General features: G+C 63.0%; 25 protein-coding genes. 13 read left to right on the forward strand and 12 right to left on the reverse strand.

Going from position 1 to position 21114, the window contains the following annotated elements; genetic code table 11:
- Nucleotides 1–37: 37 nt before the first annotated feature.
- The 5 genes from AC07R0_RS15040 to AC07R0_RS15060 form a co-directional block, all read right to left on the reverse strand.
- Complete coding sequence (locus AC07R0_RS15040; RefSeq protein ID WP_495105436.1) at nt 38–685, reverse strand: DsbA family oxidoreductase; 648 nt, start codon at nt 683–685, stop codon at nt 38–40.
- A 445-nt stretch (nt 686–1130) separates the two neighbouring features.
- Nucleotides 1131–2234 (reverse strand): alkene reductase, encoded by a 1104-nt coding sequence (locus AC07R0_RS15045; protein WP_495105437.1) that lies wholly within the window; start codon nt 2232–2234, stop codon nt 1131–1133.
- A gap of 62 nt (nt 2235–2296) precedes the next feature.
- Nucleotides 2297–2578 carry a YkgJ family cysteine cluster protein gene (locus AC07R0_RS15050; RefSeq protein WP_495105438.1) on the reverse strand — a complete coding sequence of 94 codons (282 nt, stop codon included), beginning with the start codon at nt 2576–2578 and terminating at the stop codon, nt 2297–2299.
- 53 nt (nt 2579–2631) lie between these two features.
- Entirely contained in the window at nt 2632–3210 is a 579-nt protein-coding gene (locus tag AC07R0_RS15055) for an NADPH-dependent FMN reductase (protein ID WP_495105439.1), read from the reverse strand.
- Nucleotides 3207–4145: a helix-turn-helix transcriptional regulator gene (locus AC07R0_RS15060; RefSeq protein ID WP_495105440.1), complete on the reverse strand. Its 939-nt coding sequence runs from the start codon at nt 4143–4145 to the stop codon at nt 3207–3209. Before AC07R0_RS15060 ends, AC07R0_RS15055 begins: the two co-directional genes overlap by 4 nt.
- 124 nt (nt 4146–4269) lie before the next feature.
- Here AC07R0_RS15060 and AC07R0_RS15065 point away from each other — a divergent pair, with 124 nt between their 5' ends.
- The 9 genes from AC07R0_RS15065 (at nt 4270) to AC07R0_RS15105 (ending at nt 10462) form a co-directional block, all read left to right on the forward strand.
- Entirely contained in the window at nt 4270–5061 is a 792-nt protein-coding gene (locus AC07R0_RS15065; protein WP_495105441.1) for a ThuA domain-containing protein, read from the forward strand.
- Complete coding sequence (locus tag AC07R0_RS15070; protein ID WP_495105442.1) at nt 5058–6107, forward strand: Gfo/Idh/MocA family protein; 1050 nt, start codon at nt 5058–5060, stop codon at nt 6105–6107. The genes AC07R0_RS15065 and AC07R0_RS15070 overlap by 4 nt, the downstream gene beginning before the upstream one ends.
- A 39-nt stretch (nt 6108–6146) precedes the next feature.
- A complete protein-coding gene (locus AC07R0_RS15075; RefSeq protein ID WP_495105443.1) occupies nt 6147–6392 on the forward strand; it encodes a hypothetical protein in 246 nt (81 codons plus the stop codon).
- A 44-nt stretch (nt 6393–6436) separates the two neighbouring features.
- Nucleotides 6437–6934 (forward strand): C40 family peptidase, encoded by a 498-nt coding sequence (locus AC07R0_RS15080; RefSeq protein WP_495105444.1) that lies wholly within the window; start codon nt 6437–6439, stop codon nt 6932–6934.
- Between the two features lie 67 nt (nt 6935–7001).
- Nucleotides 7002–7757, forward strand: coding sequence for a flagellar filament capping protein FliD (gene fliD, locus AC07R0_RS15085; RefSeq protein ID WP_495105445.1), 756 nt, complete (start codon nt 7002–7004; stop codon nt 7755–7757).
- 69 nt (nt 7758–7826) lie between these two features.
- Nucleotides 7827–8876 carry an NAD(P)-dependent alcohol dehydrogenase gene (locus tag AC07R0_RS15090; protein WP_495105446.1) on the forward strand — a complete coding sequence of 350 codons (1050 nt, stop codon included), beginning with the start codon at nt 7827–7829 and terminating at the stop codon, nt 8874–8876.
- A gap of 82 nt (nt 8877–8958) precedes the next feature.
- Nucleotides 8959–9426 carry a heme-degrading domain-containing protein gene (locus AC07R0_RS15095; protein WP_495099487.1) on the forward strand — a complete coding sequence of 156 codons (468 nt, stop codon included), beginning with the start codon at nt 8959–8961 and terminating at the stop codon, nt 9424–9426.
- Between the two features lie 26 nt (nt 9427–9452).
- Nucleotides 9453–9932 (forward strand): hypothetical protein, encoded by a 480-nt coding sequence (locus AC07R0_RS15100; protein WP_495105447.1) that lies wholly within the window; start codon nt 9453–9455, stop codon nt 9930–9932.
- A gap of 38 nt (nt 9933–9970) precedes the next feature.
- Nucleotides 9971–10462 carry a GNAT family N-acetyltransferase gene (locus AC07R0_RS15105; protein WP_495105448.1) on the forward strand — a complete coding sequence of 164 codons (492 nt, stop codon included), beginning with the start codon at nt 9971–9973 and terminating at the stop codon, nt 10460–10462.
- Nucleotides 10463–10492: 30 nt separating this feature from the next.
- On the opposite strand, the gene AC07R0_RS15110 is transcribed toward AC07R0_RS15105, so the two are convergent.
- The 7 genes from AC07R0_RS15110 to AC07R0_RS15140 all read right to left on the reverse strand — a co-directional run bounded on the left by AC07R0_RS15110 (nt 10493) and on the right by AC07R0_RS15140 (nt 16856).
- Nucleotides 10493–11149 (reverse strand): peroxiredoxin, encoded by a 657-nt coding sequence (locus AC07R0_RS15110; protein WP_495105449.1) that lies wholly within the window; start codon nt 11147–11149, stop codon nt 10493–10495.
- Between the two features lie 195 nt (nt 11150–11344).
- The gene (locus tag AC07R0_RS15115) at nt 11345–12352 is read right to left on the reverse strand and encodes a transporter (RefSeq protein WP_495077000.1); all 1008 of its coding nucleotides are present in this window, start codon (nt 12350–12352) and stop codon (nt 11345–11347) included.
- A gap of 12 nt (nt 12353–12364) precedes the next feature.
- On the reverse strand, nt 12365–13990 hold the full coding sequence (locus AC07R0_RS15120; RefSeq protein WP_495105450.1) for an inorganic phosphate transporter: 1626 nt from the start codon (nt 13988–13990) through the stop codon (nt 12365–12367).
- A 144-nt stretch (nt 13991–14134) separates the two neighbouring features.
- Nucleotides 14135–15058, reverse strand: a complete 924-nt coding sequence (locus AC07R0_RS15125; RefSeq protein ID WP_495105451.1) for a DUF808 domain-containing protein — start codon at nt 15056–15058, stop codon at nt 14135–14137.
- A 166-nt stretch (nt 15059–15224) separates the two neighbouring features.
- Nucleotides 15225–15503 carry a DUF2164 domain-containing protein gene (locus AC07R0_RS15130; RefSeq protein WP_495105452.1) on the reverse strand — a complete coding sequence of 93 codons (279 nt, stop codon included), beginning with the start codon at nt 15501–15503 and terminating at the stop codon, nt 15225–15227.
- 27 nt (nt 15504–15530) lie between these two features.
- The gene (locus AC07R0_RS15135) at nt 15531–16283 is read right to left on the reverse strand and encodes a hypothetical protein (RefSeq protein ID WP_495105453.1); all 753 of its coding nucleotides are present in this window, start codon (nt 16281–16283) and stop codon (nt 15531–15533) included.
- A 15-nt stretch (nt 16284–16298) separates the two neighbouring features.
- The gene (locus tag AC07R0_RS15140) at nt 16299–16856 is read right to left on the reverse strand and encodes an NADPH-dependent FMN reductase (RefSeq protein ID WP_495105454.1); all 558 of its coding nucleotides are present in this window, start codon (nt 16854–16856) and stop codon (nt 16299–16301) included.
- 151 nt (nt 16857–17007) lie between these two features.
- Here AC07R0_RS15140 and mnmG point away from each other — a divergent pair, with 151 nt between their 5' ends.
- The 4 genes from mnmG to AC07R0_RS15160 are packed head-to-tail and all read left to right on the forward strand — an operon-like array spanning nt 17008 to nt 21068.
- Nucleotides 17008–18981: a tRNA uridine-5-carboxymethylaminomethyl(34) synthesis enzyme MnmG gene (gene mnmG / locus AC07R0_RS15145; protein WP_495105455.1), complete on the forward strand. Its 1974-nt coding sequence runs from the start codon at nt 17008–17010 to the stop codon at nt 18979–18981.
- Nucleotides 18978–19634, forward strand: coding sequence for a 16S rRNA (guanine(527)-N(7))-methyltransferase RsmG (gene rsmG / locus AC07R0_RS15150; protein ID WP_495105456.1), 657 nt, complete (start codon nt 18978–18980; stop codon nt 19632–19634). Before mnmG ends, rsmG begins: the two co-directional genes overlap by 4 nt.
- Nucleotides 19635–19664: 30 nt before the next feature.
- Nucleotides 19665–20279 (forward strand): LysE family transporter, encoded by a 615-nt coding sequence (locus AC07R0_RS15155; RefSeq protein WP_310375105.1) that lies wholly within the window; start codon nt 19665–19667, stop codon nt 20277–20279.
- A gap of 18 nt (nt 20280–20297) precedes the next feature.
- Nucleotides 20298–21068, forward strand: coding sequence for a ParA family protein (locus tag AC07R0_RS15160; RefSeq protein WP_495105457.1), 771 nt, complete (start codon nt 20298–20300; stop codon nt 21066–21068).
- The last annotated feature ends 46 nt before the right edge of the window (nt 21069–21114 follow it).

Raw genomic sequence — 21114 nt, forward strand, 5'->3', positions numbered from 1 at the left:
TGGCGGAAAGTGCGAAGCACTGGAGCCTGGAGGTGAGCTAAGAATCAGCCGCAATTTGACGTAAAGCGCGCTCAAACACCTCGGGCGGCTGGCCGCCCGAGATCAAATGCCTATCGTTGATGATGATGGCGGGCACCGAATGGATACCGTTGTCGGTATAGAAGCGTTCGCGCTCACGCACCTCGTCGGCATAAGTGCCCGATTCCAGAATCGCTTTAGCTTGCTCAGTATCCAGGCCCACCTGACCAGCCACGCGCACCAGCAAGGCGTGCGAGCTGGGGTCTTCGCCCTCGGTGAAATACGCGTCGAACAAAGCCTGCTTCAGCGCGCGCTGCTTGCCTTCCAGCTCGGCCCAATGCAGCAGGCGATGCGCATCGAAGGTGTTGTAGATGCGGTGGCGCTTGTCCATGCGGAAGGTGAAACCCAGCTCAGCACCCCGGGCGCGGATGTTTTCGCGGTTGGCGGCGGCTTGCTCCGGGGTGGAGCCGTATTTGCGGGCCAAGTGTTCGGTGGTGTCTTCTCCCTCGGGCGCCATTTGCGGATTCAGCTCGAAGGGCTGGAAGTGCAGCTCCGTCTGGATGCTGTCGCCCACGCGGTCCAGCGCCTGTTCCAGCGACTTCAGACCCACCACGCACCAGGGACAGGAGACATCAGAAACGAAATCAATCTTCAAAGAGGTAGCCATACAGATCCTGTGTTTAAAAGCCTGTGGATAGTTCTGGCACAACGCAGTAGTTATCCACAGGAGATCATGGGTTTCAAAAGTTGTTCATATTTGCGTGACACCAAAAAGTCAGGGTCACGCACATCCAGGTACACGGCCTAAGCTGTTGATTGCAAAGCCAAAAACTGGCTTACCCACAGACAGTGCCAATGCTTACTACTACTACTATGTATTAATAAAAGATTTAGAAGAATAACCAACACCAAAGTCCGCATGCGATCCGTGGATTTCTAGCCAGGTGCCAGTAGCGGTCAAAAATTTTTTGAAATCGCATTTGCTATTTAATTGATAGCTTTCTACGCAGGTAATACCTGCGCTACAGACCGATTTTGTTGAAAACCATAAAAAAAGCCTCCACAGCGGCCAAAGGCACGCCGTGGAGGCTTTAGACGGGTTGCCGGGCGGTTTAAACCACCAGCATCGGGTAGTCGGTATAGCCCTTGGCGCCGCCGCCGTAGAAAGTCGCCTGGTCAGGCGGGTTCAGGGGCGCGTTTTCACGCAGGCGGCGTACCAGGTCCGGGTTGCTGATAAAAGGCTTGCCAAAGGCCACCAGATCGTCTCCATTGCGCAGGGCTTGCTCGGCAAGGGCCTTGGTGAAGCCGTTGTTCACCATCCAGGCGGCTTTGCCACCGGCCTGGCGGTAGGCGGTCTTCAGGGCAGCATAATCAAACGGGCGCTCGGGCAGCTCGCGTGGGCCGCCGGTGGCGCCTTCCACTACGTGCACATAGGCCAGGCCCAGCGGCGCCAATGCGCGCACCACGTAGTCGAACAGGGGCTGCGGATCGGGGTCGTGGATGTCGTTGGCTGGGGTCACTGGCGAAATGCGCAGCGCGGTGCGGCCGCCGCCGATTTCTTCGGCCACGGCGCGCATCACTTCCAGCAGCAGGCGGGCCCGGTTTTCAATGCTGCCGCCATAGTCGTCGGTGCGCTGGTTGGCGCCGCGTTTCAGGAACTGGTCCAGCAGGTAGCCGTTGGCCGCATGTACTTCCACACCGTCAAAACCGGCCTGGATGGCATTGCGTGCCGCGTGGCGGTAGTTGTGCACGATGCCGGGCAGCTCTTCGGCGTCCAGCGCACGCGGTACCGAGGTTTCGGCAAACTGGCCCTGGCCGTCCTTGATCAGATAGGTCTTGGTTTTGGCGGCGATGGCCGAGGGCGCCACCGGCGCCTGGCCGTCGGGCTGCAGGTCCACATGCGAGACGCGGCCTACATGCCATATCTGCACCACGATCTTGCCGCCTTGGGCGTGCACCGCGTCAGTGACGCGCTTCCAGCCGTCCAGCTGCTCAGTGCCGTACAGGCCGGGCACGTCGGCATAGCCCTGGCCTTGTTGGCTGATGGCGGTGGCTTCGGTGATCAGCAGGCCGGCGCTGGCGCGTTGGGCGTAGTACTCGGCCACCAGCGGGGTAGGAATGGCGTTGGGCGAACGGTTGCGCGTCAACGGTGCCATCACGATGCGGTTGGCCAGTTGCAGGCTACCGGCCTGTACCGGGTCGAACAATGAAGTCATGCGGGTTCCTGTCTTGCAAAAAGCGCAGGGTAAACCCAAACAAAAAGCCTTGTGGGATGCGCCTAAACCGGCGTTGTGCTAGGCCGGGTGGCGATTTCCAGTTGTGCCAGGAAGTGCATGGCGTGGACCTGGCTGCTGCCGCACATGTCTGCTGCGGGCTGCAACTGGCCACACACCGCCGGGCGCTCTGGCTGGCCGAAGATGCGGCACAGGTTGGCTTCGTCCAGCTGCACGCAGCGCACGCCAGCCGGCTTGCTGATGCCATTGATGACCGGCATGCCCGGAATGGGCGAGCTGATGCTGGGCGCGATGCAACACGCACCGCAACCGAGTCTACATTCCATATGCTATTAAATTGAGAGCTGCAAGCGCACGTATTACCTGCGCCAGAGGCCAATCAAGCATGGAACTTGCGGGCAGCCCACAGCACCTGGTCGATGACGGTTTGCACGCCGGTGCGGTGCGCGTCTTGCTTCAAGCTGCCGTCTTCGGCAAAGGCTTCAAAGGCGCGGCTGAGAGCGAACTGCTTGGGGCTGACCCAGCACTGCAGGTTCAGCATCAGCGGTGCCAGGTGCGACAGCGAACGCAGGCCGCCCAGGCCGCCGGGTGAGGCGCTCAGCAGGCCCACCACCTTGCCGCTGAAGGAGCGCATGCCGTCCTTCCACACCGGGTCGGTCTTGACCGGGCTGGAGGCCCAGTCCAGCGTGTTCTTCAGCAGGGCGGGGTAGCTGCCGTTGTACTCGGGCGCGCAGATGATCCAGGCCGGGTGCTCGAACATCAGCTGCTTCAGGCGCATCACGTCGGCCGGTGTGCCTTCGGCCTCCAGGTCGGCGTTGTACATGGGGATGTTGAAGTCGGCCAGCTCGATGTGTGTCACCTCGGCCCCGGCGGCGGTGGCCAGCAGGGTGGTGGCCGCAGCCAGTTTGCGGTTGTACGACTGTTGGCGGGTGCTGCCCGCGAAGATGAGGGTTTTCATGCCGCAGATTTCACCACAGCCCGGGTTTGCCGGTAGCTTTTGGGTGTTTGCCCATGCTGCGCGCGGAAGGTGTGGATGAAGTAGCTGGGGTTGGCAAAACCGCAGGCCCAGGCGACTTCTTTTACCGCCAGCGCGTTGTCGGTCAGCAGCCGGGCCGCACGGTTGATGCGCATGCGGTTGATATAGGCCACCAGGGCTTCTCCGGTTTGCTGGCGAAACAGGTGCGACAGGTAGTCTGCCGTGCAGCCGCATTGCTGGGCCAGGCCGCGCACGCTCAAATCCTGGTCGCCCAGCTGGTTTTGCACCAGCACGCGCACCTTGGTGACCCAGGTGGATTCGGGCGTGGCCTGTGGGTCCAGCGTGTCCAGCGCGCGCAGTACGCCGGAAGTTGCGGCGGCCACCAGGGCCTGTATTTGTGTGCGCGCCCAGGCGGCATCGTCCCCCTGGCCCAGGCGGGCGGCGTCGGCCAGCCAGTCGTGGATGGGCCGGGCCTGCGGGTGCTGGCGCATTTCCAGATGGCGTATGCCGGGTTGGCCAGGGTGGATTTCCTGGGCCAGATGGCAGGTCAGCGCATGGGCTTCGGCGTAGACCACCAGGTTGGCAAAGGCTTGCGGGCCGTCCGCGCCCACCTGTTCGTGGTGCAGCAGCTGCGGAGGCATCAGCAGTGCCTCACCCGGACCCAGGGTCAGCTGGCCGTAGGGAAAGCGGAAGCGGGTCCAGCCGCTGGTCTGCAAGAACAGCTCGGGACCGATATGGAAATGCCCTTCGCCGCGCGTGACCTGTGCGCTGTGCGGCAGGTGCACCCGCAGCTGGCCGGCCATGGCGCGCTGTACGAAATCACCCAGGTGTTGGCGCATGGCATGGGCCTCCGGTCCGTTGGCTGGTGCGTCGAGGCTGGCCTGCAGGCAGGAGCTGGCTTCAAGTCGGCGGTCCATGATTTTTGCTATTCATTGCGGTTTTTTGGCAGCAATCGCGCTTGAGACAGCCCGATCGCAAGCCTACAGTCTAGGCCACTTAGCTGGACAGACCGACATAAATTACTAACCCAGGAGCCTATCCGTGAAAACCCGTATTTCTGTTATTGTGTGGAACGAATTTCGCCATGAACGCGAAAACGACGCCGTCCGCGCCATCTATCCCGAGGGTCTGCACACCACCATCGCCCAGGCGCTGCAGCGCAGCCCCGGCACGCTGGCACTGGATGTGACGACGGCCACGCTGGACGAGCCCGAGCATGGCCTGAGCGAAGAGCGCCTGGCACACTGTGATGTGCTGGTCTGGTGGGGCCACAAGGTGCACAACCTGGTGGAAGACGCCATCGTTGACCGTGTGCAAAAACGCGTGCTGGAAGGCATGGGCCTGATCGTGTTGCACTCCGGCCATTTCTCCAAGATCTTCCGCCGCATGATGGGTACCAACTGCTCGTTGAAATGGCGTGAAGCGCACGAGAAAGAGCGCCTCTGGGTGGTCGAGCCATCGCACCCCATCGCTGCCGGCCTGGGCGAATATTTCGAGCTGCCGAATGAAGAGATGTACGGCGAACGCTTTGACATTCCGCAGCCGGACAGCACGGTGTTCATCTCTTGGTTCGAGGGTGGCGAAGTGTTCCGCTCGGGCTGCTGCTGGGAGCGTGGCCATGGCCGCATCTTTTACTTCCGCCCCGGCCACGAGGCCTACCCGACCTACCACGACAAAAACGTGCAGCGCGTGATCGCCAACGCCGTGCAATGGGCCGTGCCGCGCGTGAACATCGTGGACGTGTGCCCGAATGCGGCGCCGCTGGAGCCCATCAGCCACAAGCCCGGTTTCACCAATGTTGGCATCACCCAAACCAAGGCAGATCTCGTATGAGCGCAGTACAAAAATTACGCGTAGGCGTCATCGGCCTGGGCATAGGCCGGCACCACATCAAGGGCTGGCAGGAACACCCGCTGGTTGAGGTGGTGGCGATTGCCGACCCGGACGCGGAGCGGCTGGCATTGGTGGGCGATGAGTTTGGTATTGCCAAGCGCTACGCCAGTGCGGCGGCCCTGCTGGACAACGCCCAGCTGGACGTAGTCAGCGTCTGCACACCGAATAAATTCCACAAGGAGCTGACCCTGGCCGCACTGGCCGCAGGTTGCCATGTGCTGTGTGAAAAGCCGATGGCGATGAACGCGCAAGAGGGCCGCGAAATGCTGGACGCTGCGAATACAGCGGGCAAGCGGCTGATGATCAATTTTTCGTACCGCTTCTCGGCTGCTTCACGTGCGCTGAAGACGCAGGTGGATGCTGGCCTGTTTGGCGACTTTTACTTTGGCCGCAGCATCTGGCACCGGCGCCGGGGCATGCCAGGCTTTGGCGGTTGGTTCGGCACCAAGGACCTGGCCGGCGGCGGCCCGCTGATCGACCTGGGCGTGCACCGCCTGGACCTGGCTTTATGGCTGATGGGCTACCCGCAGCCGACCTGGGTGATGGGCAGCACCTATAACCCCATCGCCAGCGAGATCGCCAGCAAGGCCGGCAAGACCTTTGACGTAGAAGACTTGGCCGCCGGCTTCATCCGCTTTGAAAACGGCGCCACGCTGGCGCTGGAGGCCTCCTGGGCTGCCAACATCCAGGAGGCCGAGCTGATGGAAACCCGGCTGCTGGGCACCAAGGGCGGCCTGCTGCAGAAGAATTTGAATGAAGGCTACACCTTCGACGCCCATGTGTTCACCGAGGTCAACGGCGCGCCGGTGGATATGCACCTGTGCCCGCCCACGGCGTTGGCCAAGTCGGCCATGCACGACTACGCCGAGGCCATACTCAGCGGCCAGCCGCATCCCGCGGGGGGTGACCAGGGCCTGGTGGTGATGGAGATATTGGATGCGCTGTACGAAAGCGCGCGCACCGGGGCGCCGGTAAAGATAGGCTAAGCGCCACGGCTGCGGCATGGCGTCGGTTTACCATGCCGCATGAATGATTTGGATACCTTGCAGTCCATGGGACTGAGCTTGCCCAGTCCGGCCTATCTGGTGGGCGTGTTGCTGTTCAGCATTGTTGGCTATATCGCTTTTCGCCATGGCCGTAAGGCCGAGCGTAAGGACCATATTTGCGTGGGCCTGGCCTTGATGCTGTATCCCTATGCCGTGTCACAGACGCTCGCGCTGTGGCTGGTCGGTGCCGCGATGAGTGCCTGGGTGGTATGGAAGTGGAACTGAACAGTGCCGCTACGCATCCCAGCTGCTAGTACAGTGGGGCCGCTATGCATATCCGTCAAAGTTTTTGTATTTTTCCGTTGGCCGCCGCGCTGCTGGTCCTGGGCGGCTGCGCCAGTTCGCCCCGGGCGCCGGAGGCCAGCAGCGCCATCAACCCGGTCGATATTCCTTCACGCCTGTCGGTAGACCAGGCGAACGATGTCACCCTGTATGCACTGAGCCTGGTGGGCACGCCCTACCGCTACGGCGGCAACACACCGGACGGTGGTTTTGATTGCAGCGGCTTGATTGGCTATGTGTACCAAAGCCGCGCGGGTTTGCGTTTGCCGCGCACTGTGGCGCAACTGCAAGGTGAAGGCCAGGCCGTGCCGCGGGAGCAGCTGCGCACCGGCGACTTGGTGGTGTTTGGCCGGGGTACGCATGCCGGTATTTACGTGGGCGAGGGCCGTTTTGTGCATGCACCGTCGACTGGCGGCGAGGTGCGGCTGGACCCGTTGGATACGCGTTACTGGGCCAGCCAGAAGGTGGCCTTTCGCCGGCCGTAGCTATCTGTAGCGATAAGGACTAGACTGGTTCACTGGGCCACGGTTTTTTACGCTGCCCGGCTGCACCATGAATATCAACGACTTCGTCAAGGCCAACGCGGTAGCCCTCTACCTGGGGACGAACGCGAGCCAGCAGACCGGCAGCACGGGCCTGTCGGCACAGCCCGGCTTTCAAAGGGCTGAAAAGCGCATACAGGCGCAGGTGGACGTGGCCACGGCCCAGCTGTCCTCGTTTGGCAAGCTCAAGTCTGCGCTGTCGGATGTACAGACCGTGGGCCAAGCCCTGGCGGCGGCGTCGAGCAGTAGCAAGCCGGCCGCGCAGAAAGCCGCACTCGGCCAGTTCGTGGCGGCCTACAACTCCGCCATCGACAGCGCCAAGGCTGCCGCCTCGGTCACCGGTGATGGTGCGGCCACGCAAAGTGCGCTGCGCACCATCAAGGACCTGCTGCATGCGGTGAACGCCAAGAACGGCAGCCAGAGCGTGTTGGGCCAACTCGGTTTGGACCTGGGTGCGAATGGCAAGCTGGTGTTGGATGCAAACGCTTTTGAAGCCGCGCAAAAAGCCGACCCGATCGCCGTGGCCCAAGGCCTGGGGGCGCTGGGCCAGCAGGTGTCGGCTGCCAGCACGCAGGAGCTGGCGATGGACGGCCATCTGGGCCTGTATCTGTCCTCCCTGGCCCAGCGCGCCAGCATTCTGAAAAGCCAGCAAGGCATGTTGGCGTCCTTGGGGCTGTACAGCAGCAGCAACCAGGGCAGCAGCACGGGCGGTGCCTATGATTTTGGCCTGGCGGCCTACCGCAAGAGCCTGCAGTCGGGTGCCTGAATAACCCTGTGCTGCACGCGGTGCAGCTTAGGCCTACCATGCCCGCTTTCCCTTTCACGGAGAGCCCCAATGAGCATCGCCAAAGCCTACGCCGCCACATCCCCCACTGCCGCACTGGCGCCTCTTGATATCGAACGCCGCGACCCTGGTGAGCAGGACGTGGCGTTGGACGTGCTGTACTGCGGCGTCTGCCATTCCGATCTGCACACCGTGCGCAATGAATGGCAGAACGCCATCTACCCTTCCGTGCCCGGCCACGAGATCGTGGGCCGCGTTACCGCCGTAGGCAACTTGGTGTCCAAGTACAAGGTAGGCGACATCGTCGGCGTGGGCTGCATGGTGGACAGCTGCCAGCACTGCAGCGCCTGTGCCGAAGACCTGGAGCAGTATTGCGACAACGGCTTTACCGGTACCTACAACGGCCCGTTGTTCCCCAACGGTACCAACACCTACGGCGGCTACTCCAGCCACATGGTGGTGCGCGAATCCTTTGTGCTGAAGATCAGCCACGCCGAGGCCGACCTGGCCGCCGTGGCGCCGCTGCTGTGCGCCGGTATCACCACCTATTCGCCGCTGCGCCAGTGGAAGGTGGGGCCGGGCCAGAAGGTGGGCATCGTCGGCCTGGGCGGGCTAGGCCATATGGGTGTGAAGATCGCCGCCGCCATGGGCGCGCATGTGGTGCTGTTCACCACCTCGGCCAGCAAACGCGAAGACGCGCTGCGCCTGGGCGCCAAGGAGGTCGTGGTGTCCAAGAACGCCGACGAAATGGCCGCGCACGCCAATAGCTTCGACTTCATTCTGAACACCGTGGCGGCTTCGCACAATCTGGATGATTTCATCGGCCTGCTCAAGCGCGACGGCACCATGACGCTGGTAGGTGCGCCCGAGCACGCCCACCCCTCGCCCAATGTGTTTGGCCTGATCATGCGGCGACGCCGTATTGCCGGTTCGCTGATCGGCGGCATCCGCGAGACGCAGGAGATGCTGGACTTTTGCGCCCAGCACGGCATCACCGCCGATATCGAAACCATCGCTATGGACCAGATTGAAGCCGCCTACGCCCGCATGCTCAAAAGCGATGTGAAGTACCGCTTCGTGATCGACATGGCCACCCTCTAGATTTATAAGAAGCATGCCGCTAGCGCAGGGAATAACTGCGCTGGCAGCTATAGTAAATATAGCAACATGAAGGAAGACTTGGATGTCGCAAGCCGATAAAGACCTGCTGCCCGAGCTGCTGCGCCAGGAAGATGCGCTGCAGTTCAGCAGCTTTTCACATGCCACGGCGCTGGACCTGGGCCTGGCCGTTGTCAACGCGGCGCAGCGCGTGGGCCAGCTGGTGATGGTGGACATACGCTGGGGCGATCTGCAGCTGTTCCAGCACGCCATGGAGGGCACGACGCCCGACAACGCTGACTGGGTGCGGCGCAAGGTCAACGTGGTGCGCCGTTTTGCCCATAGCTCGTTCTATATGGGCGCGCTGTACCGCAGCAAGGGCAAGGACTTTGAAGCCGACTCCGGCCTGGACCCGCGCGAATACGCGGCCCATGGCGGCGCGTTCCCGCTGCGCATACGCGGTGCCGGCATGTTCGGTGTGCTCACCGTGTCCGGCCTGCCCCAGGCCGAAGACCACGCACTGGCTGTGGCCGTGCTGCAAACCATGGTGTGACGGTTTTTGACGAAGGAATGATGGGTATGCGTACTTTCCGTAATTTGGCGGGGGCGCTCTTGGCCGCCGCGTTGGTGGCCCTTGCGGGCTGCGCCGTGACGCCCGGCATGACACGGGATGAGGTGCTGTCGGCACGCGGCAAGCCCACGGCCGAGCTGGACCGTGCCGGCGTGCACCGCCTGCAGTACTCCACCCAGCCCATGGGCCAGTCGGTGCTGATGGTGGACATGGACGCCAGTGGCAAGGTGCAGCAGGCGCGTGAGGTGATGAACCTCAATGCGTTTTCGCAAATCGACCTGTCTGGCAGCACCACCCGCGACGACATCCTCTGGGCCTTCGGCCCGCCGGCCCAGATAGACCATGTGATGTCCTGGACCGGCGACATCTGGGCCTACCGCTGGCGCGAGGTGCAGGACATGTGGTTCTGGGTTTACTTCGACCCGCAAGGCGTGGTGCGGCGCACCCAGCAGGGTATGGACTTGACGTTCTTCCGGCTGGTGCGCTGAGCTGCTATAACAGCGGATTGTTCTTAAACCAAGATTTCATGATCAGCATCCTGCCCGCCCGTTTCCCCGAGCATCTGACCGAGGTCGTTTCCATCTTTCGTGAGTATGTGCTTAGCCCCACGGCGAGCCTGGATTACCAGGGCTATGAAGCCGAGTTTGCCAGTCTGCCTGGCAATTACGCCGATCCCGAAGGCCGATTGCTGCTGGCCTGGGTGGATGGCCGCGTGCTGGGTTGTGCCGCGCTGCGCCGGGTGGATGCGCAGATCTGCGAGCTCAAGCGCGTTTATGTGCGCCCCGCGGCACGGGGCCAGAATATAGGCCGTCAGTTGGTCGAGCGCATGCTGGACGAAGCCCGCCTGGCCGGTTACGCGCGTATGTGCCTGGATGTGCTGCCCGAGTTCAAGGCGGCCCAGGCGCTGTATGCAACCCTGGGCTTCACGGTGGCCGAGCCTGTGAGCTTCAATCCGGTGCCTGGCACCCAGTTTCTGGGCCTGGATTTGCGACCGGTGCAGGAAATATCTGCGCTTTAAGCTGTAGAAAAGATAGCAAACAAGCGGCGTTCAGCCCGGTTGCTTGGTCACGCGCAGATAGGGCTTGATGGTCTTGTAGCCGGGGAAGGCCTTTTCGGCGTCTTCATTGGACACGGCGGTGGTGATGATCACGTCGTCGCCGTTCTTCCAGTTCACTGGCGTGGCCACCTTGTACTTGGCGGTGAGCTGCATGGATTCGAGTACGCGCAGGATTTCGTCGAAGTTGCGGCCGGTGGTCATGGGGTAGGTCAGCATCAGCTTGATCTTCTTGTCCGGGCCGATGATGAATACCGAGCGCACCGTGGCGTTGGTGGCGGCGGTGCGGCCATCCGACGTGCCGGGCTCCTCGGCGGGCAACATGTTGTAGAGCTTGGCCACTGTCAGGTCGGTGTCGCCGATCATGGGGTAGGTGACCTTGGCGCCCTGGGTTTCCTCGATGTCGGCCACCCATTTGCTGTGGTTTTCCACCGGGTCTACCGACAGGCCGATGATCTTGCAGTTGCGTTTGGTGAACTCGGGCTCGATCTTGGCCATATAGCCCAACTCGGTGGTGCACACCGGGGTGAAGTCCTTGGGGTGCGAGAACAGGCAGGCCCAGCCGTCACCGATCCAGCTATGGAAGTCGATAACGCCTTGCGTGGTCTGCGCGGTGAAGTTGGGGGCGGTGTCGTTGATGCGAAGGGACATGAAAAACTCCAGTGGTGGTTGAAATGTCTGCAGCGTGGGGGCACCTTGTGGCGACCACGGCCTGCTCCTGGGCAGCAACAGCCCGGCCTGCCAGCATAGCCCGTATGCCATGCATTCTTCAAGGGCTGGCGTCCTATGTGCCGCCAGCGCACGCAGTACCTGCGCTAGGAGCTATTAAAACAATAGCAAATAGCCTTACTTCTTCTGCTTGTACACGTACCAGGCGGCAAACACCGTAAACGCCACGATGATGGCCACCACCACCCAGAAGCCGTCCGGGTGCTGGGCCAGCGGGATGCCGCCCACGTTCATGCCCAGCAGGCCGGCGACGATGTTGATGGGCAGGGCCAGCACGGTGACCATGGTCAGGGTGAAGACGCTTTGGTTCGTCTGCTCGCTCACCTGGGCGGCGATTTCTTCCTGCAGCAGCTTGATGCGTTCCTTCAGCTCCGACATGTCGCGGATGGTCAGCGAGAACTCTTCGGTTGCCTGGCGCAGCTCTTCCAGGTCGTGTTCGCTGATCCAGGGTGGCGGCAGGCGCAGCAGGCGGAACAGCGCGCCCGGCTCGGGCGCCAGCAGCCGCTGCAGCCGCACCAGCACGCGGCGCAGGCGACCCAGGTCGGCACGTCGGTCTTGCAGCCGGCCGACCAGAAACTTGTCTTCGATCACATCCACCTGCACGGTGGCGTCGCGCACGATGCGCACCAGCACATCGCCTTGTTCGTGCAGCAGGGTGTTTAAAAAGGCCACGGAGGAGGCGATCTGCCCACCGTTCTTCACATTGGCGCGCATGCGGTCGATGGAGCGCAGCGGGTGCGAGCGGGCGCTGATGGCCAGGTGCGGGCCTACGTTCAGCCATAGGCTGGCGATCTCGGCGGGGTCGAAGGCGAACTCGTAGGCCACGTCGTTGATGACGGCGATCAGCGTGTCGTGCGCGTCTTCCAGTCGGGTGGAGCGCGAGCCCTCGTGCAGCGCCTCGAAGAACTCGGGCACCACGTCCAGGTGGTTTTTGATCCAGGCCTCGGCGGCTGCGTCGGCCAGGTTGAAATGCAGCCAGAGGAAATCGCCCGGGGCCTTGGGCTGCTCGTTTTGCAGCCAGGCCACCGCGTCGGGCAGCTGGATGGCGGCGCCGGGGCCGCCGTTTTCAAAAAGGTATCCGCAGACCAGGCCGTTTTTATCGGAACCGTAGGTGCCAGTTTGCATGCAGTCCCGGGCTTAAAAGATATGCGCGAACAGCCAGTACAGCGAGCCGGACAGCAGGATGGAGGCGGGGAGGGTCAGCACCCAGGCCATCAGCAGGTTGCGGATGGTGGACATCTGCAGGCCTGATTTATTGGCCGCCATGGTGCCGGCCACGCCGGACGACAGCACATGGGTGGTGGACACCGGCAGGCCGTACATATCGGCTGCGCCAATCGTCAGCATGGCGACCAGCTCGGCCGATGCGCCCTGGGCGTAGGTGAGGTGGGTCTTGCCGATCTTTTCACCTACGGTGACCACGATGCGCTTCCAGCCCACCATGGTGCCCAGGCCGAGTGCAATGGCCACGGCCACCTTGACCCACAGCGGGATGAACTTGGTGGCGTCGTCGATACGGCCCTTGAAGGCTTTCAGATTGGTCTTGGCTTCAGCACCCAGGTGCGCATCTTCGGCCTTGTCCAGGAAGCGGATGGCTTCGGACGCCAGGTACATATCGTTGCGCATATTGCCCACGGCGGCGGCAGGCACCTTGGCCAGCGTGCCGTGCTCCTTCACCTGCGTGCCGATGTCGCCCACCACCGCGCTCAGTGCGGGCACTACCTCGGGGGTGAACTCCTTGGTGCGCAGGTAGGTGGTCAATGTTTCACGTGGATCAGATGGTGCCACCACGCTGCTGGTGGTGCGCAGTGACTGCTGTGTAACCTGGGCCATGGCGGCGAACTGCACCACCTGGTCGGCGGGCATGGCGCGGTTCAGCGCGTAGGCCATGGGCACGGTGCCCACCAGGATCAGCATGATCAGGCCCATGCCTTTTTGGCCGTCGTTGGAACCGTGGGCGAAGGACACGCCGGTGCAGGTCAGCACCAGCAGGCTGCGGATCCACCATGGGGGCGGCTTGTTGCCTTTGGGCTCGGCGTACAGCTCTTTGTTCTTTACCAGGGCACGCAAGGCCAGCAGCAGCAGGGCGGCGCAGCCAAAGCCCACCAGGGGCGACAGCAGCAGCGAATAGCCGATCTTGGTGGCCTGGGCCCAGTCCACGCCGCTGGTGCCGTCACGGCCATGCATCAGCGCGTTGGCAATGCCCACGCCCAGGATGGAGCCGATCAGCGTGTGCGAGCTGGATGCCGGCAGCCCCAGCCACCAGGTGCCCAGGTTCCACAGAATGGCGGCGATCAGCAGGGCGAACACCATGGCAAAGCCAGCGCTGGAGCCCACATGCAGTATCAGCTCCACTGGCAGCAGCGAGATGATGCCAAAGGCCACCGCGCCGCTGGACAGCAACACGCCCAGGAAGTTGAAGAAGCCCGACCACATCACCGCCACATTCGGCGGCAGGGAATGGGTGTAGATCACCGTGGCCACGGCGTTGGCCGTGTCGTGGAAGCCGTTGACGAACTCGAAGCCCAGCGCGATCAGCAGGGCCACGCCCAGCAGCAGATAGGGCAGCCAGGTGGTGGCCACAGCGCCAGCATCCTGCACATCGCTGACCAGGCTGTAGCCGCTGAACAGCAGGCCTACGGCCAGCAGACCGATGAAGATGATCGCCGTCATGGGCCCGCTTTTACGGTCCAGTTGCGGCCGCGAGGTGGGTTGGGGGTGTGCCGGCTTGAAGGGCGCGGCTGCCGAGCTTGCGGTGTTCATGGAAAGAGCCTTGTGGGGGGAATTCCCGCAAGTGTCTTTCTGGGCTGTGACAGTACCGTGACAAGCCCACCCTGGGCGTTTTTAGAAAAATGAGGCTCCAGCGCAGATACAGCCTGCGCTGGTAGCTATAAATTCAGTAGCGTATCAGTGCGCGGCCTTGGTAGGTCGCAGGCGCTGCACCAGCGTCACACCGGCCAGCACCAGGGCACCCGCCACGATGCCGGTGATGCCGTCGGCCAGCAAGGGCAGCAGGGTGGCGGCACCGGGTACGGCGGCGAGTTGCTGGGTAGCGGCCTCGACCCCGTGGTGCAGCACGGGCAGGCCGTGCGTCAAAATGCCGCCGCCCACCAGAAACATGGCAGCCGTGCCCACTACGGATAAAGCCTTCATCATCCACGGTGCGAACACCAGAATGCCCCGGCCCAGGCGCTGCTTCCAGGCGTTGGCTTGCTGGGTGAGGTAGAGGCCGCCGTCGTCCAGTTTGACGATGCCGGCCACCAGGCCGTACACGCCTATGGTCATCACGATGGCGATGGTGCTCAGCACTGTCAGCTGGGTGCTGAAGCCGCTGGTTTGCACCGTGCCCAGGGTGATGGCGATGATCTCGGCGGAGAGGATGAAGTCGGTACGCACCGCGCCCTGGATCTTGTCCTTCTCCAACGCCACCAGGTCCACCGCCGGGTTGGCCACGGCGGCCGCCAGGGCCTGGTGCTGGGCGGCATCTTCGTCCGGGCTGTGCAGGTATTTGTGCGCCAGCTTCTCAAAGCCCTCAAAGCACAGGTAGGCGCCGCCGACCATCAGCAGCGGGGTCACGGCCCAGGGTGCGAAGGCGCTGATGGCCAGCGCCGCCGGCACCAGGATCAGCTTGTTGCGTAGCGAGCCCTTGAATACCGCCCACACCACCGGCAGCTCGCGTTCGGCCTTGACGCCCGCCACCTGCTGCGCGTTCAGCGCCAGGTCATCGCCCAGCACGCCGGTGGTCTTCTTGGCCGCGACCTTGGTCAGCAGGGCCACGTCATCCAGGATGGAGGCAATATCGTCAATCAACACAAACAGGCTAGAGGCCATGGGGCAGGGTCTTTTCAGGTAAGGAGTTGCGCCAGATTGTCGCCGGGGCTGCGCGTTGGCTACCGGGGTGTGGCGGAGAATTTAAAGGAAAAAGGCCGCTCGCGCAGGAATTATCTGCGCAGGCAGCTATTAAATAAATAGCAAATTGCCTTGGGTCACGTAGGGCTTACTTGGTGCGGCCCTTGGTGGCGCGGTCGTACTTGTTCCAGTAGGTGAAGGCGTCTTCATGCACCTCGATGTCTACTTCCATCACCCGCGCCTGCAGCCGCTCCTGCACATCGCTCACGCCCTGGTTGTAGACCAGCGGCCCGATCTCTTCGAGGAAGAAGCCCAGCAGGGCGCCCGCGGCGATGTTGCCAATCTTTTCCTCCATGTTCTGCTGGAAGTAGCGCTCGATGGAGGCAATGGCTTGGGTGCGGGCTTCTTTGGGGATGGTGATGGGCATGGGGTTGGGTAGAGGATTAGGTCAGGTTTAGCGCGCCAGGATGCGCTTCGACAGAAGCTGCACCATTGCCGCCCCGCTACAAGCGATGGCGAAGGACCATGCCGTGCTCAGAGACGGCAAAGCCATGGAAAGGGTAAAGCAAAACGCTACGAAGGAATACAAGCCTGTGACCATGGCTTTTAGCAGGGCGGCGGCAAATGCCGGGCCTTGGCTGTGATGGGAGAACACGGCCAGCACGATGCCCAGTACCGGGAAGACGGCCAGCAAGCCGCTCCAGGCAGGGCTGACGTGGCCCGCGCTGAGGGTGACCGCCAAGGTCAACGCCGCGCCTGCCAGCATGCGTAAACCCAGCTCCGCGATGCCCAATTGCCGGCTCTGGGCCTTGCCGGTTTTGTGCGGAAAGCAGACCGGTGCGGCCAGTAGCGTCAACAGCGCGACCACCAGGGACATGGCCTGCGACAAGGGGCGCGTAGTCAAGCTTGTGGCGGCCGCCGCCCAGGCCAGCAGCCCCAGGGTCATCGCGGTTTGCCAGGACCAGCGCTGTGCGGCGTGGGCATAGGCAAGGCTGAACGCCACGGACGCGAACACCGCCGAGAGCGCTGCAGTCGCTGCATGGGCCGTGAATCGCGCGCCGTGTTCGAGCGCGAGGAAAAACAAAATTGGCCCGGCGACCACTGGCAAGCCCGCCAGCCACCCGGCAACCGATGGTCCCCAGCGTCTTCCTGCCAGCGTGACCAGCAGCAGGAAGAAGGGTACGAGCAAGAGCTTTAAAGCCAGCACAGGTCAGAGCGGGTGTCAGCTCAGGGGGAATGCGGGGTCTTGTCCGGCGGGACCGGGTGGCGCAGCGTACTGCAGCGCCGCCAGAGCCTGCCGAATGCTGTGTGACACCACCGGGTCGGCCACCATGGCGTCTTCGGACAGATGCGCGCCCAGCAGTGGGATGCTGATGGAGGCCGCTTCGACGATGGTGGCGGACATGGTCTTCAGCACTTCGCGCAGGGCGGCGTCGGCGATGTGCGCGCGCGGCGAGGCGTTGAATACGGCCACCGGTTTGGCCACAAAGGGCTCGAAGCTGACCAGCCAGTCCAGCGCATTTTTCATCGCGCCGCTGATGCCATGGGCGTATTCCGGGCTGACGATCAGCAGGGCGTCGGTCGCTCGCACCTCGGCGTACAGGGCGCAGACGGCAACTTGCTGGGCCGGGTCCAGATCGGGGTTGAACAGCGGCAGCTGGCGGATGGCGTCGCTGACGCGGACCTGCACATCCGGCCCGGCCAGGCGGGCCGTGGCGCGCAGCAGGGCGCTGTGGATGGACGCAGCGCGCAGGCTGCCGGACAGGGCGAGGATGTGCATGGGAATAGTGGGGGTGTGGGGAATCGGGCACCGGGGGGGCAAAAACGGCCCAGCCCACTAAAATATACAACCCCCCAGCTTGAACCCCGCACGACGCGCCGACGCGCCCGTGCATGGACCAGTGGGCGCTTGAACCGATAGAGGAATGCGTATGTTGTACCCCCAGGAATTTGATGTGATCGTGGTTGGCGGCGGCCATGCGGGCACCGAGGCCGCGCTGGCCGCTGCACGCATGGGCAGCAAGACGCTGCTGCTGACGCACAACATCGAGACCCTGGGCCAGATGAGCTGCAACCCGTCCATCGGCGGTATCGGCAAGGGCCACCTGGTGAAAGAGGTGGACGCACTCGGCGGCGCGATGGCCTTGGCCACCGACGAAGGCGGCATCCAGTTCCGCATCCTCAATTCCAGCAAGGGCCCGGCCGTGCGCGCCACCCGCGCCCAGGCCGACCGGGTTTTGTACAAAGCCGCGATCCGTCGCATGCTGGAGAACCAGCCGAATCTGTGGCTGTTCCAGCAGGCGGTAGACGACCTGATGATCGAAGGCGACCGCGTGGTCGGCGCCGTCACCCAGGTTGGCATCCAGTTCCGCAGCCGCACCGTGGTGCTGACGGCCGGCACCTTCCTGGACGGCAAGATCCATGTGGGCCTGAACAACTACGCCGCCGGCCGCGCCGGTGACCCGCCAGCGGTCAGCCTGAGCGCGCGACTCAAGGAACTCAAGCTGCCGCAGGCCCGTCTGAAAACCGGCACGCCACCGCGTATCGACGGCCGCAGCATCGACTACAGCAAACTGGCCGAGCAACCCGGCGACGGCATGCCGGGCGGTGTCGGCGACCAGATTCCGGTGTTCAGCTTCATGGGCAAGCGCTCCATGCACCCCGCGCAAATGCCGTGCTGGATCACCCATACGAATGCGCGCACCCACGAAATCATCCGCTCGGGCTTTGACCGCAGCCCCATGTTCACCGGCAAGATCGAGGGCGTGGGCCCGCGTTACTGCCCGAGCGTGGAAGACAAGATCAACCGCTTTGCGGACAAGGAAAGCCACCAGATCTTCCTGGAACCCGAAGGCCTGACCACCCACGAGGTCTACCCCAACGGCATTTCCACCAGCCTGCCGTTCGACGTGCAGTACGACCTGGTGCGCTCCATGGTCGGCCTGGAAAACGCCCATATCCTGCGCCCCGGCTACGCCATCGAGTACGACTACTTTGACCCGCGCAGCCTGAAAAGCAGCTTTGAAACGCGCCAGATCAACGGCCTGTTCTTCGCCGGCCAGATCAACGGCACCACCGGCTACGAGGAGGCGGCGGCCCAAGGCTTGTTCGCCGGCATCAATGCTGCGCTGCAATGCCGGGGTGAAGCATCCTGGCTGCCGGGCCGCGATCAGGCCTACCTGGGCGTGCTGGTAGACGACCTGATCACCAAGGGTGTGACCGAGCCCTACCGCATGTTCACCAGCCGCGCCGAGTTCCGCCTGCAGCTGCGCGAGGACAACGCCGACATGCGCCTGACCGAAGCCGGCCGCCAAATGGGCCTGGTGGACGATGCGCGCTGGGAGTCTTTCAACCGCAAGCGCGATGCTGTTTCACGTGAAACAGAACGCCTGCGTGGCCTCTGGATCAGCCCGAAGAACCTGGCGGCCACCGAGTCCGAGCGGGTGCTGGGCAAGGCCATCGAACATGAATACAGCCTGGCTGAATTGCTGCGCCGGCCCGATGTGAGCTACGGCCAGCTGATGACCTTGGCCAACGGCAAGTTTGCCGTGGAAGAGTTTTCTGCCACTGTTCCACGTGAAACAGCCGAGGCCGATTTCGTTGCCGCGGTGCTGGAGCAGGTAGACATCAACGCCAAATACTCAGGCTACATCGAGCGCCAGAAGTCCGAGATCGACCGCGCCGCGCATTACGAACACCTGAAGATTCCGGCCGACCTGGACTACCTGGCCGTCACCGCACTCAGCTATGAAGTGCGCCAGACTCTGAACAAGCACCGCCCGGAAACCCTGGGCCTGGCTTCGCGCATGACCGGCGTGACACCGGCAGCGATCTCGCTGCTGCTGGTGCATTTGAAGAAAATGGGCTGGAAGGACCGCCCCACGGTAGAAGAGGCCGTTCTGTGAGCGACCGTCTGCAAACCCTGACCCATGCCGCTGAACAGCTCGGCCTGGCTTTATCGACCGAGCAGTTGCAGACCCTGCTGCGCTACCTGGACCTGATCCTGAAGTGGAACAAGGTTTACAACCTGACGGCGGTGCGCGACCCGGACGAGGCGCTGACCCACCACTTGATCGACAGCCTGGCGGCCGTGCCGCCGCTGCAAAAGCATCTGGCGACTTTGGCGCCGGGTGGGCGCTTGCTGGATGTGGGCTCGGGCGGTGGTCTGCCCGGCGTGGTATTCGCCATCTGCTGCCCGGACCTGCAGGTGAGCTGCGTGGACACGGTGGGCAAAAAGGCCGCGTTTGTGCAGCAGGTGGCGCTGGAGCTGAAGCTGCGCAATCTGCGCGGCGTGCATGCGCGGGTGGAAAACCTGAAGGAAAAGTTCGAGGTGGTGAGCTCGCGGGCTTTCGCTTCGCTGCTGGACTTCACCACCTGGTCGGTATCGAGCCTGGCAGAGCAGGGCGTTTGGTTGGCCATGAAAGGCAAGCATCCGGACGCCGAACTGGCAGTTTTGCCCGCCACGGTGGATGTGTTTCACGTGGAACAGCTGGTGGTGCCGGGCCTGGATGCCGAGCGCTGCATCGTCTGGATGAAGATTAAAAACGCCGTCGCGTAAACTCGGCTCCTCACACGCGAGGAGTTTTCCATGTTTGGCATTGCAAATTACGGCGCATTTGTCGCTGCCATCATCGTTTTCTTGATGATCCCCGGCCCCGGTAATCTGGCCTTGATCACCTCTACCAGCAAGGGCGGCATCCGCGGCGGACTGGCCGCGACGCTGGGTGTGATCCTGGGCGACCAGGTGCTGATGTGGACCGCGGTGGCCGGCGTGGCCGCTTTGTTGGCCAGCTACCCGGTGGCTTTCGCGGCAGTGCAGTGGGTGGGGGCCGCCTACCTGGCCTACCTGGGTTTCAAGATGCTGCTGGCCAAGGCCGGCGACGCACCGATTCTGAACATCAAGCCCTCCCACTTTCTGCGCCAGGCCTTGATGATTACCTTGCTGAACCCCAAGGCCATCGTTTTCTACATGGCCTTCTTCCCACTGTTCGTCGACCCCGCACAGCACCGCGGCCTGCTGACCTTTGCGGTGATGGCGCTGACGATTGCCGCGCTGACCTTTGCCTACGGCCTGGTTGCTACCTTGCTGACCCATTTTCTGGCCGAGCGCATGCGGGCCAACCCGGTCGTGTCCCGCGCGCTGAACAAGCTGGCGGGTGTGTTTCTGATCGGCTTTGGCGTCAAGCTGGCTCTGTCTAAATAATCTGCGTCGAAAGTATCCATGGCCAAAGTATTCTGTGTAGCGAACCAAAAGGGCGGTGTCGGCAAGACCACCACCACGGTGAATCTGGCCGCCGGTTTGGCCAAGGTTGGGCAGCGGGTACTGATGATCGACCTGGACCCGCAGGGCAATGCCACCATGGGCTCGGGCGTGGACAAGCGGACCCTGGAGCTGACGGTGTACGACGTGCTGCTGGAATCGGCCAGCATCGCCGAGGCCCGCGTCAAGTCGGAGAAGTGCGGCTACGACGTGCTCGGCTCCAGCCGCGAGCTCAGCGGCGCCGAGGTCGAGCTGGTGGCCATGGAGCGGCGCGAAAAGCGCCTGCGCGCCGCCATCGAGGCCGTGGCCCAGGACTACGACTTTGTGCTGATCGACTGCCCGCCTTCTCTGTCGATGCTGACCCTGAACGGCCTGTGCGCCGCCAACGGCGTGATCGTGCCCATGCAGTGCGAATACTTTGCGCTCGAAGGCCTGACCGACCTGGTCAACACCATCAAGCAGGTGCACGCCAACCTGAACAAGGACCTGCAGATCATCGGCCTGCTGCGCGTGATGTTCGACCCGCGCATCACCTTGCAGCAGCAGGTCAGCGACCAGCTAAAGGCCCACTTCGCCGACAAGGTGTTCAACACCGTGATCCCGCGCAATGTGCGCCTGGCCGAAGCGCCCAGCTACGGCCTGCCGGGCGTGGTGTTCGACCCTTCGGCCAAGGGCAGCCTGGCCTACGTCGATTTCGCCGAAGAAATGGTCTTGCGCATCAAAACCATGTAACAAATAGGCCGTTAGCGCAGCTACTACCTGCGCAAGCAGCTACTAA

It is taken from the genome of Rhodoferax sp. GW821-FHT07F03 (genome assembly GCF_059418745.1).